Origin of the sequence: Cellulomonas avistercoris, assembly GCF_014836445.1 — a bacterium.
GTDB classification, from domain to species: Bacteria; Actinomycetota; Actinomycetes; order Actinomycetales; family Cellulomonadaceae; genus Cellulomonas; species Cellulomonas avistercoris.
In genome coordinates, this window is the sequence record NZ_JACSQV010000007.1 from 208,927 (window position 1) to 227,198 (window position 18,272).

General features: G+C 74.2%; 17 protein-coding genes. 9 read left to right on the top strand and 8 right to left on the bottom strand.

All coding sequences use genetic code 11. The annotated features are described in order from the left end of the window. The first annotated feature begins 113 nt into the window (after positions 1-113). From H9657_RS10195 to H9657_RS10210, 4 genes are read left to right on the top strand one after another with little or no spacing between them, the layout of a single operon-like run. Positions 114-1,040 (top strand): ABC transporter substrate-binding protein, encoded by a 927-nt coding sequence (locus H9657_RS10195; RefSeq protein ID WP_191782980.1) that lies wholly within the window; start codon positions 114-116, stop codon positions 1,038-1,040. Between the two features lie 50 nt (positions 1,041-1,090). Further along, the gene (locus H9657_RS19675; RefSeq protein WP_191782982.1) at positions 1,091-2,677 is read left to right on the top strand and encodes an amino acid ABC transporter permease/ATP-binding protein; all 1,587 of its coding nucleotides are present in this window, start codon (positions 1,091-1,093) and stop codon (positions 2,675-2,677) included. 1 nt (position 2,678) lies between these two features. Beyond that, complete coding sequence (locus H9657_RS10205; protein ID WP_191782984.1) at positions 2,679-3,089, top strand: RidA family protein; 411 nt, start codon at positions 2,679-2,681, stop codon at positions 3,087-3,089. After that, entirely contained in the window at positions 3,086-4,219 is a 1,134-nt protein-coding gene (locus H9657_RS10210) for an acetamidase/formamidase family protein (RefSeq protein ID WP_225215032.1), read from the top strand. The genes H9657_RS10205 and H9657_RS10210 overlap by 4 nt, the downstream gene beginning before the upstream one ends. 17 nt (positions 4,220-4,236) lie before the next feature. Here H9657_RS10210 and H9657_RS10215 read toward each other — a convergent pair whose 3' ends face one another. The 4 genes from H9657_RS10215 to H9657_RS10230 all read right to left on the bottom strand — a co-directional run bounded on the left by H9657_RS10215 (position 4,237) and on the right by H9657_RS10230 (position 7,258). Further along, positions 4,237-4,713, bottom strand: coding sequence for a heme-degrading domain-containing protein (locus H9657_RS10215; protein WP_191782986.1), 477 nt, complete (start codon positions 4,711-4,713; stop codon positions 4,237-4,239). Between the two features lie 43 nt (positions 4,714-4,756). Next, positions 4,757-6,028, bottom strand: coding sequence for a hypothetical protein (locus tag H9657_RS10220; RefSeq protein WP_191782988.1), 1,272 nt, complete (start codon positions 6,026-6,028; stop codon positions 4,757-4,759). Positions 6,029-6,183: 155 nt separating this feature from the next. Further along, a complete protein-coding gene (locus tag H9657_RS10225) occupies positions 6,184-6,600 on the bottom strand; it encodes an NUDIX hydrolase (protein WP_318241419.1) in 417 nt (138 codons plus the stop codon). Positions 6,601-6,694: 94 nt separating this feature from the next. After that, on the bottom strand, positions 6,695-7,258 hold the full coding sequence (locus tag H9657_RS10230; RefSeq protein ID WP_225215033.1) for an NADPH-dependent FMN reductase: 564 nt from the start codon (positions 7,256-7,258) through the stop codon (positions 6,695-6,697). Between the two features lie 144 nt (positions 7,259-7,402). Here H9657_RS10230 and H9657_RS10235 point away from each other — a divergent pair, with 144 nt between their 5' ends. Then, entirely contained in the window at positions 7,403-7,945 is a 543-nt protein-coding gene (locus H9657_RS10235; protein ID WP_191782991.1) for a MarR family winged helix-turn-helix transcriptional regulator, read from the top strand. A gap of 34 nt (positions 7,946-7,979) precedes the next feature. Here the strand turns inward: H9657_RS10235 and H9657_RS10240 are convergent, their stop codons facing one another. From H9657_RS10240 to H9657_RS10250, 3 genes are all read right to left on the bottom strand, one after another. Next, the gene (locus tag H9657_RS10240) at positions 7,980-9,887 is read right to left on the bottom strand and encodes an oxidoreductase (RefSeq protein ID WP_318241420.1); all 1,908 of its coding nucleotides are present in this window, start codon (positions 9,885-9,887) and stop codon (positions 7,980-7,982) included. A 120-nt stretch (positions 9,888-10,007) separates the two neighbouring features. Further along, positions 10,008-11,939 carry an ATP-dependent helicase gene (locus tag H9657_RS19680; protein ID WP_191782992.1) on the bottom strand — a complete coding sequence of 644 codons (1,932 nt, stop codon included), beginning with the start codon at positions 11,937-11,939 and terminating at the stop codon, positions 10,008-10,010. Between the two features lie 106 nt (positions 11,940-12,045). Beyond that, positions 12,046-12,771, bottom strand: coding sequence for a peptidyl-tRNA hydrolase (locus H9657_RS10250; RefSeq protein WP_191782994.1), 726 nt, complete (start codon positions 12,769-12,771; stop codon positions 12,046-12,048). A 115-nt stretch (positions 12,772-12,886) separates the two neighbouring features. On the opposite strand from H9657_RS10250, the gene H9657_RS10255 reads away from it, so the two are divergent. Then, positions 12,887-13,864 (top strand): RDD family protein, encoded by a 978-nt coding sequence (locus H9657_RS10255; protein WP_191782996.1) that lies wholly within the window; start codon positions 12,887-12,889, stop codon positions 13,862-13,864. A 27-nt stretch (positions 13,865-13,891) separates the two neighbouring features. Here the strand turns inward: H9657_RS10255 and H9657_RS10260 are convergent, their stop codons facing one another. Continuing rightward, the gene (locus H9657_RS10260; RefSeq protein WP_225215035.1) at positions 13,892-14,656 is read right to left on the bottom strand and encodes an MBL fold metallo-hydrolase; all 765 of its coding nucleotides are present in this window, start codon (positions 14,654-14,656) and stop codon (positions 13,892-13,894) included. A gap of 33 nt (positions 14,657-14,689) precedes the next feature. On the opposite strand from H9657_RS10260, the gene H9657_RS10265 reads away from it, so the two are divergent. The 3 genes from H9657_RS10265 to H9657_RS10275 form a co-directional block, all read left to right on the top strand. Beyond that, positions 14,690-15,241, top strand: coding sequence for a TetR/AcrR family transcriptional regulator (locus H9657_RS10265; RefSeq protein WP_191782998.1), 552 nt, complete (start codon positions 14,690-14,692; stop codon positions 15,239-15,241). Between the two features lie 93 nt (positions 15,242-15,334). Then, complete coding sequence (locus H9657_RS10270; RefSeq protein WP_191783000.1) at positions 15,335-16,102, top strand: SDR family NAD(P)-dependent oxidoreductase; 768 nt, start codon at positions 15,335-15,337, stop codon at positions 16,100-16,102. 235 nt (positions 16,103-16,337) lie between these two features. Beyond that, positions 16,338-18,272: BCCT family transporter (locus H9657_RS10275; RefSeq protein WP_191783042.1), on the top strand; the 1,935-nt coding region annotated here is incomplete at its 3' end.

Consider the following 18,272-nt stretch of genomic DNA (forward strand, 5'->3'; position numbering starts at 1 on the left):
CCTTCATGCCACATCGGTCAGACCATCTGACCGACGACACCAACGGCGGCGTCGTGGCCCGTCGTTCCCCCCGGCCCCCGGCGCAGCCGTCCCGCGACCGGAAGGCATGCGCGATGCTCCCCACGAAGTCCCCCCGCACGGTGGTCCTGGCCACCGGCGCCGTCGCCGCCCTGCTCGCCGTCTCGGCGTGCACGAGCACCAGCTCGGCATCCGACGACGCCGGTGAGGCCACCTACGCGGACCTCGCCGGCTCCGCGGCCTGCGTCGAGCTCCGCGAGAAGAACCCCGACCTCGTCGGGACGACGAAGACCAACGCGCTCAACCCCCACACGCCGGGCTACGAGGTCGTCAACCCCGAGAACCCCGACGAGTACATGGGCTTCGACATCGACCTGGGCGACGCGATCGGCGACTGCCTCGGCTTCGACGTCGACTACCTGCCGGTCGGCTTCGCCGAGCTCGTGCCCACGGTCGCCAGCGGCCAGGCCGACTGGATCGTGTCCAACCTGTACGCCACCGAGGAGCGCGCGAACGGCGGCGTCGACTTCATCAGCTACTCCAAGGTCTTCGACGGGATCCTCGTCACCACGGGCAACCCGAAGGGCATCACCGGCATCGACACCTCGCTGTGCGGCACGACCGTCGCGCTGAACAAGGGGTACGTCGAGGTCCCGCTGGTCGAGGCGATGGGCCCGGAGTGCGAGGCCGAGGGCCTGGTCGCGCCGACCGTCAGCCTCTTCGACTCCAGCGCGGACTGCGTGCAGGCGATCCTCGCCGGCCGCGCCGACGCCTACATGAACGACATCAACACCGTGAAGGGCTACATCGCCGAGCACCCGGACGAGCTCGACTCGGCCGAGACCGTGATGCTCGACTACGAGATCGGCATCGGCGTCCTGCAGGGCGACCACGAGTTCCGCGACGCCGTGCAGGCCGCGCTCGTCGAGATCCAGGAGTCCGGTCTGCAGGCCGAGCTGGCCACGAAGTGGAAGCTCGACGAGAACGCCCTGGCCGAGCCGACGATCCTCAGCGTCGGCTGACCGTCCCCGCTCACCCCTGACATGACGAGCGACGCGAGGACGGCACGACCATGACCGAGTTCCTGCACTACCTGACCCTTCCCTACCTGCTCGAGGGCATCGCCTTCACCCTGCGCCTCACCGCCATGGGGTTCGTCGGCGGCATGGTCCTCGGCCTGTTCCTCGCGGCGATGCAGCTCACGCGGTTCCGGGCGCTCACCTGGGTGGCCCGGGCGTACGTGACCCTCTACCGGGGCACGCCGCTGATCCTGCAGCTCGTCTTCGTCTTCTCGGTGCTGCCACGGGCGGGGATCACGCTGTCCCCGCTCGTGGCCGGGGGCCTGGCCCTGGCCCTGAACGAGGCGGTGTTCTTCGCCGAGATCTTCCGGTCCGGCGTCAAGGGCGTCGACCCGGGCCAGGTCGCCGCGGGACGTGCGCTCGGCATGCGGCCGGCGCTGCTGATGCGCCGCGTCGTGGCGCCCCAGGGGCTGCGGGCCATCGTCCCGTCCCTGGGCAGCGAGGGCGTCGCCACGATGAAGAACTCGGCGCTCGCGTCGATCATCGCGGTGCCGGAGCTGACGCTGCGCACGCAGCAGCTCGCGTCGGCCACGTTCGACTACTTCGAGATCTACTTCGCCACCGCGGTGATGTACCTGCTGCTCACGGGGGCTCTCACCCTGGTGCAGCTCGCGGTGGAGCGGGCGCTCGACCTCGACCGGCCCGCGCAGGCCTCGCTGCGGTCGTGGGTCGCGCGGCTGGGTCGGCCCGCGGTCGGCGTCCCGACGACGGTCGAGCCCGACCTGCGTCGCGCGCCCGACCGCACCGACGTCGGCCTCGGCGAGGTGCCCGCACTGACCCGGGCGGACCCGCCGCCGCGCAGCTTCGGCGAGGCGCTCATCGAGGCGTTCGACCTGCGCAAGTCCTACGGCGACAACGAGGTGCTGCGCGGCATCGACCTGCACGTCCGTCAGGGCGAGGTCGTCGCGCTGCTGGGCCCCAGCGGCTCGGGCAAGAGCACGCTGCTGCGCTGCATCAACCACCTCGAGGGGCTCGACGGCGGGTCCGTGCTCGTGGCCGGCACGGCGATCGGCTACGGCGAGCGGGGTGACGAGCTGGTCGAGCGGCACGTGGCCCGCCAGCGCGTCGAGGCGGGCGTCGGGATGGTGTTCCAGCAGTTCAACCTGTTCCACCACCTGACCGCGCGCGAGAACGTCGCGGCGCCGCTGCGCTGGGTGCACGGCTGGTCCCGCGAGGACGCCGCCGCCCGTGCCGACGAGCTGCTCGCGCAGGTCGGCATGGCGCACCGCGCGGACGCCCTGCCGCGGCACATGTCCGGTGGTCAGCAGCAGCGCGTGGGCATCGCCCGGGCGCTGGCGTCCAACCCGAAGGTGCTGCTGCTCGACGAGCCGACCAGCGCGCTGGACCCCGAGCTGGTCGCCGAGGTGCTGGGTGTCATCCAGGGCCTCGCGCGCCAGGGCGGTCTCACGATGATCATCGCCACCCACCAGCTGCGGTTCGCCCGCGAGGTGGCGGACCGGGTCGTCTTCATGGCGGGCGGGGTGGTCGTCGAGCAGGGCACGGCACAGCAGGTGATCGGTGACCCGCAGGTCGAGGCGACGCGTCGCTTCGTCCGCGCGATGGATTCGGCGGAGGTCTGAGATGAGCAAGGCACGCACGCACCACGTCATTCCCGCGTCGGCTGGGGTCCCGCCCCAGGTCGGGCCCTTCAGCCACGCCGTGCAGTTCGGTGACCTGCTGTTCGTCACCGGGCAGATGCCGACGGACCCTGCCACGGGGCGGCTCGTGGACGGTGGGCTGGTCGAGCAGACGCGCCAGGTGATGGCCAACCTGCAGGCCGTCGTCCGCGCCGCGGGCGCCGAGCTGGACGACACGCTCATGGTCCGGGCCTACCTGACGGACTTCGACGACTTCGAGGAGTTCAACGCCGAGTACCGCACGTGGTTCGACGACCCCCTGCCGAGCCGTACGTGCGTCGGGGTCACGGGCCTGGCGGTCGGTGCGCTGGTCGAGGTCGACCTGGTGGTCGGCATGCCGGGCGGTGCGGCATGAGCGCGGAGACGATGACGGACCGCCCGACGCTGCAGCCCGGGCAGGGAGCCGTCCTGGGAGAGCACTACCTGCCGTCACGCGCCGACGAGGTGCGGTGGGGCTGGCTGCCGAACGCGGACGCGTCCCCGGTGCTGCACGTCGCCGACGGTGCCACCGTCACGCTCGACACCCTGTCCCACGAGGGGCTGCTCGCCGACCAGGGCCGCGACCCCGCGCGCTACATCCGGCAGTTCGGCGACGTCGACGTGCTGGACGACGCGGTCGAGGTCGCGGGCAGTGGGATCGCGAACGGACCCGACGACGGCCCCCACGTCGTCACCGGGCCGATCGCGGTCGCGGGCGCGCGGCCCGGCGACGTGCTCCGGGTCGACGTCCTCGACCTCGCCCACCGCGTGCCGTACGGGTTCGTCAGCAACCGGCACGGGTTCGGTGCGCTCGCGGGGGAGTACCCGCAGGACCGGGACTCGACCCCGACGCGGCACGTCGACCGCATGATCACCGACGGCTCGGTCAGCCACTTCGCGTGGGTGGAGCAGCGGGCCGGGCGTGACGTCGGGGTGATGGACGCCGGCGCCGGCCGCACTGTGCAGTTCGCCCTCGCGCCGTTCCTCGGGCTCATGGGCACCGCGCCGGCGACGAGCGCGCCCGTGCCGTCGGTGCCGCCCGGTGACCACGGCGGCAACATCGACATCAAGCACACCGGCGTGGGGGCGACGCTGTACCTGCCGGTCGCCGTCGACGGCGCCCTCTTCTACGCGGGCGACCCGCACTTCGCGCAGGGCAACGGCGAGGTGGCGCTCACCGCGCTCGAGGCGTCGCTGCGGGCGACCGTGCGGCTGAGCGTCGTGGCCGCGGCCGACCTGCCCGGCGTCCTGGGCGACGTCCGGACGCCGGTCGTGGAGACGGCGACGCACTGGATCCCGACCGGCATGGACCCCGACCTCGACGAGGCGATGTGCCAGGCCGTGCGCCACGCCGTGGCGTTCCTGCACGGGCGGTTCGGGGTGCCGCGATCGGTCGCGCTGGCCTACCTGTCGGCAGCCGGCGACTTCGAGGTCAGCCAGGTCGTCGACGCCGTGAAGGGCGTGCACTGCCTCATCGCGAAGGCGGACTGGGCGGCCTGGACGTAGCCGCCCCTGGCGGCGCGTCAGCCGGTGCGCGCCGCCAGGTACCGGCGCACGACCTCCGCCGCCACGGCGTGGTCGACGACGTCCGGCTCGCCCGACGTCGTCAGCGTGCCCACGACCTCGCCGTCGACACGCAGCGGCACCGCCCCGCCGTGCGCCCGCAGCAGGTCGTGGTCGACGTCGGCGAGCTGGTCGAACGGCGTGCCCGCGGCCTCGTGGCGCCGGCGCACCAGCAGCGACGGCTCACCGAACCGGTGCACGACCCGCGCCTTGCCCTCGAGCCACGGAAGGTTGCCGGCGCCCGTCGAGCCGGTCATGGCGAGGAACACCGTCTCGCCGCCCAGCTCGACGCGCACCGCGAGGTTCGCACCGCGCTCGCGGACCACCGCGACGGCCAGCAGGCCGAGGTCCACGGCGTCGTCCTGCGTGAACGCCGGCAGGTCGAGCCGGGGCTCGGCCTCGAGGTCGGCGATGGTGAAGGTGGGGAGCTCGCTCACGGGCCCATCCTGACGCACGTCGCCGGTCGGGAACGGGGCGATCTCAGGCGTCCGCTCCGACACGTGCGCCGGCGGTGGGGAACCACTGCTCGATCCACTGGACCTCGTCGTGCGGACCGCTCCTGCTGGTGCGGACGCCGGGGTGGGACGCGTCGATGCCGTCGAGGACCCGCAGCGGCTGCCGCCCGGACAGCCGGAGCACGGCCCCGCCGTCCTGCCGGGTGACCGAGATCTCGGTCGACAGACCTTCGTCGGCGTGCAGGACGCCGCAGAAGACGACCTCCCGCCGCAGCTCCGCCTCGTCCGCGAGGACCAGGACCGTCTCGTCAGGGCGGGACCACGTGACCGCCCCGTGCCCCCACGAGCCCCGCACGTGCCGGACGGCCCCGTCGACGACCCGGCACAGGTCGACGTGCTGGAGGTGAGGGGCGCGCAGGATGGCGGTGTCGTGGCGAGCCACGGGCCGACCGAGACGCAGCCACCGGCCGGGTGACGGTCGCGAGTGCCGGCGTGCGTTGTCGCGCATGTTGGCCATCCGCAGCCGGTGGAGATGCGCAGCTCCGTCAAGCGGCCGTCCGTGGGGCGTGCCGAGGCCCCAGAGGCGGGCGTCGGCCTCGCCACCGTACGACGGCTCGTCGTCGACGGGCACGCCCAGCCCGAAGGCCCACAGGCCGTACGCGACCGCCAGGCGGGCCGCGTCGACCTGCCACCTGACCCAGGCTCTGTCGTGGTCGGGTGCGTCGCGGGGAATCTGCGGCGGCGCCACCTCGCGCAGCGCCGAGCGAAGCAGCGCAGACGCCGCGAGAGGGTCCGCGCCGCGTCCGTCGGCAAGGCCGGACAGCACCGGCATCCAGGCGACGACGGACTCGAGCATCCGGGCGCGTGCACCCTCGAAGCGCATGACGTCCTCGGTGCTCAGCGACAGGGGTGTTCCGTCGGTGTCGTCGTGTTCCGCCGCGGCGCGGGCGACCGCCAGCAGTTCGGTGGCGGGGGCGTCGAGCTCCTGGAGTGCCAGCCGCATGACCTGGTCGGTCCGTTCGCCGCGCAGCCGCTCGGCACGGGCGTCGACGGCGAGCAGGCCGGCACCCAGCAGCAGGATGCTCGTCACGGTGCCGGAGACGATCGCGTGCTCGGCCCAGAACTGCGCGAGCCGAGCGTGCGGCCAGTCGGTCCAGAACATGATGGCCGCCAGCGCGCAGATGGCCAGGAGCGCGACCCCCTGCTTCACCCGCGGCGGGGCGGCCAGCAGGGCGCGGCCGACCCACCAGCAGATAGCGACGCCGCAGGCCACCGGCAGGATCGTGCTCCATTGCATGGGATCGACGCTACCTGCCGGCGTCGGTTCGATGGATCGCCTCGTCCTTCTGACGTGCCCCCTGTGTCTACGCGCGAAGGGATCATCGAGCGCGAAACAGGCGCAGACGGGCCAGGCGTCCCTGAGCCGTCACAGGTCCTGCATGAGCCGTGCGGTCAGGCGGGCGGTGTCGTCCCGGCCAGCGCCGGGAGCACGTGCCGGACGAGCAGGGGGGCCAGGTCGTCCGGCAGGTCCCCGGCCGGGTCGAGCCAGCGCAGCTCCTCGATCTCGCCCGCCGGCGCGGTCTCGCCGGTGTGCGGGTGCTCGAAGACCGTGCCGACGACCTCGTGGCCCGCCTCGTTGGCCGCCGCGGCCCGGAAGCTGCCGAGCTCGCGCAGGCGTGCCTCGTCGAGCACGGCCCCGACCTCCTCGTACGCCTCGCGCACGGCCGTGCGTGCGGCGCTCTCACCGGGTTCCGGCTTGCCGCCCGGGAGCATGAAGCGGTGCGTGCCGCGCTTGCGGACGGTGAGGACCTCACCCGTCGGCCGTCGCAGGACGACGGCGCTGACGCGGATGACGGGGACGGCGGTCACGCACGCGATCGTACGGCGCGCGGCTGGGAGTGCCAGGAGCCCGGGGCCGTCCGGACGACGGACCCGGGCTCCACGCGCCGGTGCGGGCCGCGCGTCAGCTCGCGGCGGGCACCCGGTAGCGCTCGACCAGCGCGACGAACGCGTCGAGGTACCCCCGCAGGAACGCGGCGGTCTGGGGGTCGGTGACCTCGCCGTCCTCGGTGAAGAGGCCCGGCGTGCTCTGGATGAAGCCCTCGGGCTGGCCGAGGGTGGGCGCGTTGAAGTGGCTGAGGATCGTCTTGAGGTGCTGCTGCGCGACGGCCGCGCCGGTGCCGCCCGGCGAGGTGCCGGTCACGGCCGTCGGCTTGCCGTTGAAGACGCCCTCGCCGTAGGGGCGCACGGCCCAGTCGAGCGCGTTCTTCAGGACGCCGGGGATGGAGCGGCTGTACTCGGGCGTGATGATGAGGACGCCGTCGGCCTGCTCGATCGCCGTCTTGAACTCCTTGGCCGCCTGCGGGAAGTCGGCGTCGAGGTCGGGGGAGTAGTGGGGCAGGTCCCCGATGGGGATCTCGGTCAGGACCACGTCGGCGGGGGCGAGGTGCTCGAAGGCCTTCGCGAGGCGCCGGTTGATCGACGTGCTCGAGATGCTGCCGACGATGTAGCCGATGGTGGTCGTCATGAGTGCTCCACGTGTCGAGGGGTGCGAGGCGTCGGGGCAGTCCGTATGTGACACCAACGGATTGCTCGACATACCGGATCATGGCCCGATTCGATGGCCACGCCAACCATTGGTCCGGCATCTGGACGCGTAGGATCGGGGGCCATGGACGAGGAGCAGTGCGACGCGGGCGCCGACGCCCCGGTCGTCGGCGTGCTCGGCTCGGACCTCGGGTGGTACCTCGCGGTGATCCTGCGCAGGTGGACCGAGCAGGTCGAGCAGGCGGCGGCGGACGTCCCGCACGGGACCCGGGGCTACCAGATCCTGTCCGTCGTCGGGCACAACAGCCCCCCGACGCAGAGCGGGCTCGCGCGGCACCTGCGCATCGACAAGACCGTGATGCCGTACGTCATCGACGCGCTCGAGGGCGCCGGCCTCGTCGAGCGCCGGGTCGACCCGTCCGACCGCCGCGTGCGACGCATCGCGCTGACGCCGCGCGGCGAGGAGGTGCTCGTCGGGCTCGAGGCCAAGGTCGCGGCCGCCGAGGACGAGGTCTTCGCCGGCATGTCGCCCGAGTCCCGGCGCGAGTTCCTCGACCTGGCCGCCCGCCTCGCGGTGACGATCCATGGCGCGCAGCCCTCGCTCGACCCGTGCCTCGCGGTGGCGGGCGTCCTGGCCGACCCGGGCCTCGGGGCAGGCGCTCGCTAGGTCCGCACGGCCCGGTGGTGGCGACCCCCGTGCGTCAGAGCCGCGCGGCGAGCGCGTAGGCGCTGTTGACCGCCTCACCGACCTTGGCCGGCTCGACGCAGTCCCCGACCGCCTCGACGGGCAGGCCCGCGGCCGTCAGCTCCGTGAGCAGGTCCGTGCGCGGCGTGCTGCCGAGCGCCAGGACGACCGTGTCGGCGGGCAGCGTCGCCGGGCCGTCGGGGCCCTCGACCAGCACGCCGTCGTCGGTGACCTCGCGCACGCGCGTGCCCGTCAGCAGCCGCACCCCGGCCTCGTCCAGGCGGCGCAGCAGCGTGATCCGGTTGACCAGCAGCATGTCCCGGGCGATCTCGTCGAGCATCTCCACGACCGTGACGTCGTGGCCCTCGAGCGCGAGCTCGAGCGCGGCGTCCGACCCGGAGAGCCCGCCGCCGACCATGACCACGCGGTGGCCGACCGGAGCGCCCTGGTGGAACTGCAGGACGTCGACGACGTCGTCCCGGTCGGTGCCCGGGATGCTCGCGGGGACCAGCTGGACCGACCCCGTCGCGACGACGACCTGGTCGGCGTCGCGCAGCTCGGGCGAGTCCGCGGTGATGCGGTGCCCGAGGTGCACGGTGACGGGCAGGTCCGCGAGCTGCCCCTGCCACCAGTCGACCATGCGGCGCAGCTCGCGCTTGAAGTCCGGCGTGGCGGCGGGCCACAGGACACCGCCGGCGTGGTCGGACTCGTCGTAGACGTCGACGCGGTGCCCGCGGGACGCCGCGACGCGCGCGACCTCGAGCCCCGCGGGGCCGGCGCCGACGACCACCACGTGCCGCGACGTCCCCGCCGGCTGCGGCAGGTGCGCCTCGATCCCGACCTCGGGGTTGACGGCGCAGCCCAGCGGCTGGCCCACGAGGATGTTGCCCACGCAGAGCTGGTTGCAGCGGATGCACGGGCGCACCGCGCCCGGGTGCCCGGCCGCGAGCTTGCGCGGCAGGTCCGGGTCGGCGATCAGCGCGCGACCGAAGCCGACGAAGTCGACCTCGCCGGCGGCCACCGCGCGGTCACCGATCTCCGGGGTCATGTTGCCGGTCGCCATGACCGGGACGTCCACGACGGCGCGGACCGCCGCCGCCCCGGGCAGCAGCGGCGCGTCGCCCATGTAGTAGGGCGGGAAGATCCAGTCGACGGTCTCGAACGCGCCGTCGTCGACCATGAGCAGGTCGATGCCCGCCCCGGCGATGACCGGCGCCATCTCCAGCGCCTCCTCGAGGCGGCGGCCGCCGGGCATGTGGTGGTCGACCGTCAGGCGGAACGTGATGGCGAGGTCCGGCGCGGCGGCGCGGGCCGCGGCGATGAGCTCGAGCGGGAAGCGCAGGCGGTTCTCCAGCGAGCCGCCGTAGCGGTCGGTGCGCTGGTTCCACACGCTGCTCATGAACTGGTCGATCAGGTACCCGGTGTGCGAGTGGATGTCGACCGCGTCGAAGCCCGCGGCGGCGAGCCGCGCGACGGCAGGGCCGTAGTCCGCGACGAGCTGCTCGACCTCGCCCGTGCTGAGCTCGCGGCACGAGCGCGACGGGTCGGCGAGCCACGGGGTCGCCGAGGCGGACACCGGGACGTCGCCACCCGGCTCGGCCGGGCCGACGCGCCCCGAGCCGGGCGTGAGCTGACCGGCCAGCAGGCCGCCCTCGGCGTGCACGGCGTCGGCGAGCCGCGCCAGGTCGGGCACCACGGAGTCGTCCTCGACCTTGGGCCAGCCCTCGTTGTCCTCGAAGCGGGACGTGGTGGTCATGGTCCCGGTGATGATCAGGCCGACGCCGCCCGCGGCGCGGGCCGCGAAGTACGCGATCTCACGCTCCTCGACGCGTCTGCCGAAGCCGACGTGCATGGGTGGCATGACCATCCGGTTGCGTGCCTCGAGCCGGCCGATCCGGCCAGGGCTGAGCAGGTTGTCGAACACGGCGCCCCCTTGCGTCGACGAGCACTCTCGACGCTACGTCCATGGGTGCGGGGGCGCACCCGGCCACGGCTGGGTCTGCGGCCCGTGGCCCGCCCCGGCACGGTCGCAACCGGGCCGGGGTCACAGCGCGACGAGTCGCCCGTCGGCCGTCACCGTCCGCCGCCCACCGGACCCGAAGTCGACCGTGACGTTGCTGCCGCGCACGTCGACGACCTTGCCCAGACCGTGCCGGTCGTGGGTGACCCGCTGCCCGGCGGTGAACGGCGACGCCGACGCGCGGCGGGGCGAGGGCACGTCGCGCACGCGGCGCGCGGGACGCGCAGGTGCGGGATCCAGCGCGTCCAGGTACGGCGACGGGCGAGACGGGCGTCCACCGGGCCGGTCCGCCGCCCACGTCGCCACCAGGTGACGACGTGCGCGGGTGATCGCGACGTACGCGAGACGCCGCTCCTCCGCGAGCTCGGGACCCGTCGTCGCGTACACCGACGGCAGGGACCCGGCCGTGGCCCGCGCCAGCAGGCACGCGTCCCACTCCAGGCCCTTGGCCTTGTGGATCGTCGTGACCGTGACGGCCCCGCGCCCGGGCGGCACGTGGTCCTCGGCGGCGCGCCGGTCCAGGTCCGCGGACAGCGCACGGACCGTGCCGGTCAGGGGCTGCGGGAGGGAGAGGACCAGCGCGCGCAGGGCGTCGAGGGCGTCCCAGCGCTCGCGGGCCGCACCGGTGCCGTCGGGCGGGGCGTCGGGGTCGTACCCGGCCTGGGCCAGGGCGTCGTCGAGGGCCGGGCGGGCGTCGTCGTCGGGGGCCCGGGCCGCGCGCCGGCGCAGGAGCGTGAGCACCTGGGCGACCTCGCGGCGCGCGAAGTACGCCGAGCCGTCGCCCGCGACGACCGGGACGCCCGCGTCCCGCAGCGCCGCCGTGAGCTTGACGGCCTGCGCGTTGAACCGGTGCAGGACCGCGATCTCCTCGACCGGGACCCCGTCGTCGCGCCAGCCCCGGACGGTCGTGACGATCCGCGCGTCCTCGTCGTCCTCGTCGGCGCAGCGCTCGACGACGGGCGTGGGCCCGTCGCCCAGCATCCCGACGAGAGCCGGCCCGGAGGCTTCGGGGCGCCCCGCCATGAGCCGGTTCGCCGCCTCGACGACCTGCCGCGTGGATCGGTAGTCCTGCACGAGGTCGACCGTCACGGCGTGCGGGAACCGCACCGTGAAGTCGCGCAGCAGCGAGGTGTCCGCGCCCTTGAACGCGTAGACCGCCTGCCGGGCGTCACCCACGACCGCCAGCCGGTCGCGGTCACCGAGCCACGCGTCGAGCAGCCGCTGCTGCGCCGGGTCCGTGTCCTGGTACTCGTCGACGACGAACGACGCGTACTGCCGCCGCACCTCGGCCGCGACCTCCTCGTGCTCCTCCAGCATGCGCGCGCACACGGCCAGCAGGTCCGCGAAGTCGAGCACCCCGGCGGCCCGCTTGGCGGCCGCGTACCGGCGCATGGCCCCGGTGACCGTCGCGAGCGACATGCCGGGCCGCCGGCCGGCCGCCTGCGCCGCCTCCGCGTACGTGTCGGCCGTCAGGTCGCGCGCGGCGGCCCACGTGAGCTCGGTCGCGAGGTCGGTCACGAGCGCGGCGTCGACCTCGGCCGCGGACGTGCGCAGCGTCACGCCGAGCGCGCCGCGCAGGTAGCGGTAGTACGCGCCCCGCCCGTCGACGTCCAGCAGCACCGGGCCTTCGCCGGGCAGGCCCGTCGCGCGCCAGAAGTAGCGCAGCTGCCGCATCGCCGCCGCGTGGAACGTGCGCGCCTGCACGCTGCCCGCGCCGAGCCGCGCCAGGCGGTCCCGCATCTCGCCCGCGGCCTTGGCCGAGTGCGTGACCGCGAGCACGACGTCCGCCGGGACGGCGCCCGTGACGTGCTGGTACGCGATGCGGTGGGTGATCGTGCGCGTCTTGCCCGTGCCCGCGCCGGCCATGATCCGCACCGGCCCCGGGGGCGCGACGACGGCGGCGGCCTGGCGGTCGTCGAGGTCGGCGAGGACGCGGTCCGCTGCGGTCCTGCTCACCACGTGCTCCTGCCGGTCGGGCTGTCGTCGGTCGGTCCATGGTGCCTCGTCCGGGCCTCCCGCCCGGTGACGAGGACCTGCCGGGTGGCGGGACGCACGGAGGGCCTCACGCCCAGCGGGCCAGGGCCGTCGTCGTCCCCGTCGGCACCACGGTGAACCCGGCGTCGACGATCCGGACCGGGGACGTCGCCAGCAGGGTGGCCCACTGCGCGGTGCCGGGGTGCTCGACGGCCACCGGGAAACCCGCGTCCCGCCAGGGCCGGTAGCGGCCGGCGGACATCTGCGCGGCGGCCACCTGCGCCGCGTGACCGGCCGCGGCGGCGGCCTTGCCGAAGGGGAGCGCCGGCTCGGGGCAGATCGACACCACGAGCGGTCCGTCGACGAGGGCGTCGACGTGCTCGGCACGCTCCGGGTCGGCCGGCTCGGAGCCTGACAGCTGCAGCCTCGCCAGCTCGCGGGGGATCGCGTCGGTGGGCGTCGGGACGAACGCCCGCACCTGAGCCCCGTCCACCTCGACGGTGACGCCCGGCAGGTGCGCGGCCCGGTCCCAGGCGGCGCCGCGGGCGCGCCGGCAGTGCTTGCGGATCGCCGCGTCGGACCACCTGCGGACCGCCGGCTCCCACGGCCCGTCGGGCTGCGCGCGCTCGTCGGCGAGCAGCGTCACGACCGCGGTGGCGGCCGCCGCGCACGCCGCGGTCCGGGTCGGCGGGTCGGCCCTCTCCACGCGGACGACGAGCTGCATCGCCCACGGCGTCTCGTCGTCGGCGGGTCCGGCGAGGTCGGCCGGCGCGTCCCGCGGCTCGGGGGTCGGTTCGAGGGTCGTGTCCGGCACGGTGCCTACTCTCCCTCGTCGTCGACCACCGCCCGCGCACGGCCGTCCTGAGCTCGGCTGGCGGTGCGCCGATCGGCCCTGGTGCCCGTCGCGGCCCGCTGCCACGATGTCCCCCGTGACGACGACGCCGCTCGCACCGCTCGCGACGACGGACGTCACCGTGCCCGAGCCCGCGAGCTGGGGGAGGCGCGTCGTCGCGGCGCTGCTGGACGGTGCGGTCCTGGGTGCGGTCGCGTGGTTCGTCGCCGGGGACCGGATCAGCGCACCGTCGTTGCAGCCGACGTTCTCCCCGGTCGACCCCGACGGCGCGCAGCCGTGGACGTCGTCGGGGGTCGTGGTCGCGGCGTTCCTGCTCATGCTGGTCCTGCAGGGGCTGACCGGGCAGACGCCCGGGCGTCGCGTGCTCGGCATCCAGGTGGTGCGGGCACCCGTCGACGGGCCGGCCGGAGGTGCGCCGGGCGTCCTGCGGTCGGTCGGGCGGTGGTTCGCCCACCTGATCGACGCGTTCCTGCTCATCGGGTACCTGCGGCCGCTGTGGGACCCTCAGCGGCGCACGTTCGCCGACGGCATCGCGCGCACGCTCGTGGTGCGACGGGCACCCACGCCGCGGGGCGACCGACGCGGGCAGGCCGTCACGGCCGTGGCGGGAGTCGTCGTGCTGGTGGGGCTCCTCGCGGGGGTCGAGGTCGGGTCGTCCGGCGGCGTCGAGCGCGGCGCGCAGAGCGCGTGCGCGCTCGAGCCGCAGGACGCGGACGCCCCGGTCCACGTGCGCTCCGCCGTGCTCGTGCGCGAGACCGAGTGGTCGCGCGGGGCGCGGGCCTGGCCCTGGGCCGTGGACGCGCGGCGGGACGTGCGGACGCGGCTGTCGCTCGACGTGTCGTGGGACTCCGCCGCGCACGTCGCTCCGGACGCGACGCTGCAGGTCCGGACGACCTTCGGCGGTGCGAGCGTCGACAACGACGTGGCCGCCGCCGCCGGGCAGGTGCAGCTCGAGGTCGAGGGGGCGGGCGGGGGCCCGGTCGACGTGGACGTCCTGCTGGACGGCCGCCCGTTGACCTCGTGCGTGGCGGCCGCGCCCGAGGACGAGGCCTGACGCCCGACGTCGCCGGGCTCGCGCCCGTCACCCGGCCCGCCGCACCTCGTCCGGCAGCGCCGCCAGGTCGCCGCGCCACGGTGCGCCGTGGCCGGGCAGCAGCCACGTGGCGTCGAGACCGGGGAGCCGTGACAGGGAGTCCAGCGCCTGCGCCGGCTCGTCGGTGAACGGGGCCGGGGCCGGGCCCGTGCGGCCGGTCAGCACGTCGCGCGTCGTGAGCGCGTCGCCGACCATGACGGCGTCCGCGACCGGCACGTGCACGGCGATGCTCCCGGGGGAGTGGCCCGGCATGCCGACGACGCGCGGTGCGCCCGGCAGGGGCAGCACGTCGCCGTCGTGGACCTCGGTCACCTCGGTGAGGTAGGTGGTCCGCAGGCCGCCCTTGCGCAGCGAGTAGACGAGGAAGCCCAGGAGGGCACCCGGGCGCCACCGCCCGAAGGACGCCTTCGGCTTGTCGCCCCCGCGGGCGCGGTCCGCGTCGGCCGCGTGCACGTAGACCGGCACGCCGTGCTCACGCCGCAGCCGCTCGGCGAACCCGATGTGGTCGGTGTCCCCGTGCGTCAGGACCAGGCCGCGCACGTCGTCGACCGTGCGGCCCATGGCCGCGAGCTCGGCGAGCAGCTCGGGCCAGTGGCCGGCGAGGCCGGCGTCGACGACCGTCACGCCCTCGTCGGTGTCGACCAGGTAGGCGGCGACGACGTCGTTGCCGATGCGGTGCAGGTGCGGGCCGAGCTTCATGGGGTGCCCCTCGTGGTGGGTCGCGTGGTAGTAATGGCTACGGTAGTTAGCCATCATGGCTAACGTCAATAGCCATGAGGAGATGCCATGCCCACGCCGGAGCGCACGTCGCTCGAGGAGATCGTCGCCGCGGCCTGGGAGATCGTCGAGGCCGAGGGGGTCGCGGGCCTGACCATGCAGGCCGTCGCCGTCCGGTGCGGCGTGCGGGCGCCGTCGCTGTACAAGCGTGTGCGCGACCGCGACGCCCTGCTCGCGCTCGTCGCGGTGGCCGCGGTCGACGAGCTGGCGCGGCGCCTCGGGGCGGCGAGCACGCTCGCCGACATCGCCCGCAGCTACCGCGCGTTCGCGCACGAGCGACCCCAGGGGTTCCGCCTCATCCAGTCCGCCGGCACCGACCCGGCGTCCCTGGCCCGCGCGAGCGAGCCGGTGCTGCGCATCGCGGCCGGGCTGGTCGGCGAGGCCGACGCACTGCCGGCCGCGCGCCTGCTCACCGCCTGGGCGACGGGCTTCCTCACGATGGAGCTCGCCGGCGCGTTCCGTCTCGGTGGCGACGTCGACGAGGCGTTCGAGTACGGGCTCGCGCGGCTCACGGAGGCGCTGACGCCCGTCCGGCGGGCGCGACCGGCACCCGCGCCCTGATCGGGGACACCTCTGCCGCCGGGGAGCGCATCTTCTGCGCGTGTGCGTGCGCCGACGCACGATGGGGGGAGCCGAGCAGGGGGAGGGGTCGTCGTGCAGGGTCTGGGTGAGGGTCGGGTCTACCTGGTCACGGGCGGTGCGGGCGGCATCGGCCGCGCCACGGCGGAGGTGCTCGCGCGCGCCGGCGGCCGGGTCGTGATCACCGACGTCGACGAGGAGGCGGGCCTGCGGGCAGCGGACGACGTCGCGCGCGAGACGGGCGGCACCACGCGCTTCGACGTCCTGGACGTCGCCGACCCCGACGCGGTCCGCGGTCTCGCGGACCGGCTGGACCGGGAGGACTGGCCCGTGCACGGGCTCATGGCCAACGCCGGCATCGCGCCGTCCTCACCGGCGACGGACTACCCCGACGAGCTGTGGCGTCGCACGGTCGGGATCAACCTCGACGGCGTGTTCTGGTGCTGCCGCGACTTCGGGCGGCGCATGGTCGAGCGCGGCGCGGGGACGATCGTCATCACGTCGTCCATCGCCGGGTACGGGGTCGTGTCGCCCGAGACCCACGCGGCCTACGGTGCGACCAAGGCGGCCGTCGGGCATCTGGCCGAGCTGCTGGGCGTCGAGTGGGCGCGCACGGGGGTGCGGGTCAACTCGGTGGCGCCGGGCTACACGGCGACGCCGATCCTCGACCGCCTGCGCGAGGAGTCGCCCGACACCTACGAGCAGTGGCTCGCGCGCATCCCCACGGGTCGGCTCAACACGCCCGCCGAGATCGCGAACGCCACGGCGTTCCTCATGTCCGACCTGGCGAGCGGCGTCACCGGTGCCGTCCTGCGCGTGGACGGCGGGTACGGGGCGCGCTGACCGCTCGGAGCCTGTGATCCAGGCGACATGCGGGTCGCCTCGGGTGCGCCCTGCCGTCCGCGTCGTCGTCGAGCGAAACTGCAGGTCACAGCGCCGTCGGCGGGCGACCGGGCGGGCCGCTGCGCGCCGCCCGGGTCGTCCTGCGCCTGCCGGGCGGACGGTTCGGGCACCCAGGTCGCCTAGAATCTATGACCGGTTCTTGACCAAGGCAGAGGACGAATCGGTGGTGAACGACATGCACACCGGATCGACCAGTGGTCACTCCGGGCGTACTTCGGCCGCTCAGCGCGCACGCGCTGCGCAGATCCTCAAGGAGGTCAACTCTCCCGACACCCTCGGCAGCCCGCACCCCGCGCTGCTCCCGGGGATCGGTGTCGAGCAGACGCACGTGACCTTCAGGATCGACAAGGTCGTGTTCCTCGTCGCGGCGGCCGTCGCGCTCGCCGTGATCGCCTGGGGCCTGCTCCTCCCGGCCGGGCTCTCACAGTTCGCGGCCGCGGCGTTCGAGCTCGTCACCGTGGACTTCGGGTGGTTCTTCGGCGTCCTGACGGTCGTCGTGCTGGTGTTCATGCTGTGGCTGGGCTTCGGCCGGCACCGCGCCGTCCGCCTGGGCCAGGACGACGAGAAGCCCGAGTTCTCCACGGTCTCCTGGGTCGCGATGCTGTTCTCGGCGGGCATCGGGATCGGCCTGCTGTTCTACGGCCCGCTCGAGCCGATGTCGTTCTTCCTCGAGCCGCCTCCGGCGTTCGCGAGCACCGAGCCGGGCAGCGGTCAGGCGATGCACGTCGCGCTCGCGCAGACGCTGTTCCACTGGGGACCGGTCGCCTGGGCGTTCTACGCGCTGGTCGGAGGTGCCGTCGCGTACGCGGCGTACCGCAAGGGGCGCACGCCCCTGATGTCCGCGCTGCTGGAGCCCATCTTCGGGGACCGCAGCCACGGCATCCTGGGCAAGGTCGTCGACGTGTTCGCGATCGTGGTGACGCTGTTCGGCACCGCCGTCTCGCTGGGCATCGGCGCGCTGCAGATCGGCCGCGGCGTCGAGATCGTGGGCGGCGTCGGCCCCCTCGGCAACGCGGTGATCGTCGGCATCATCGCCGTCCTCGCCGTCGCCTTCATCCTGTCGGCGGTCTCCGGGCTCAAGCGCGGCATCCGCGCGCTGTCGAACATCAACATGGTCCTCGCCGGCCTGCTCGGGCTGTTCATCCTCGTCGCGGGCCCGACGGTCCTGCTGCTGAACCTCGTGCCCGGCGTCCTGATGACGTTCGTGAGCGAGCTGCCGGTGATGATGGGCCAGTCGGCAGCCACGTCGCCCGACGCGCAGGAGTTCATGAGCGCCTGGAGCACGTTCTACTGGGCCTGGTGGGTGTCATGGACGCCGTTCGTCGGGATGTTCATCGCCAAGATCAGCCGCGGCCGCACGCTGCGGGAGTTCGTCACCGCCGTCATCGTCGTGCCGAGCGCCGTGTGCCTGGTCTGGTTCACGGTCGTGGGCGGCACCGCCATGTGGCTGGAGCAGACCAGGTCGGCGATGAGCGCGAGCGCGTCCGGGCAGGACATGCTGTTCGCGCTGCTGCGCGAGCTGCCGTTCGGCGCGGTGACCTCGGTCGTCGCGATGATCTCGATCGTCATCTTCTTCGTCACCAGCGCCGACTCGGCCTCCATCGTCATGGCGAGCCTGTCCGAGCAGGGCAACCCCGCCCCGCGCCGGTGGACGACCGTGGTGTGGGGTGCCGCGCTCGCGACGGTGGCGGCGGTCCTGCTGGTCGGCGGCGGTCAGATCGCGCTCTCGGGCCTGCAGAGCCTCATGATGGTCGCGGCCCTGCCGTTCGCCGTGGTGCTGGTGCTCGTGATGGTCGCGTGGGCCAAGGACCTGGCGCGTGACCCGCTGACGCTGCGGCGCCGGTACGCGCGTGAGGCGCTCGCCCAGGGCGTGCGGGCGGGTATCGAGGAGCACGGCGACGACTTCGTGCTCGGTGTCGTGGCGACCGCCCCGGACGAGGGTGCCGGTTCCTGGCTCGACACCGAGGACCCCGCCCTCAGCGACTGGTACCGGCCGGACGAGGGCGACGCCGAACCTCCGTCGGACGGGTCGACGCAGCGTCAGCGGGTCACGCGCCAGGTCCTTGGCCCACGCGACCATCACGAGCACCAGCACCACGGCGAACGGCAG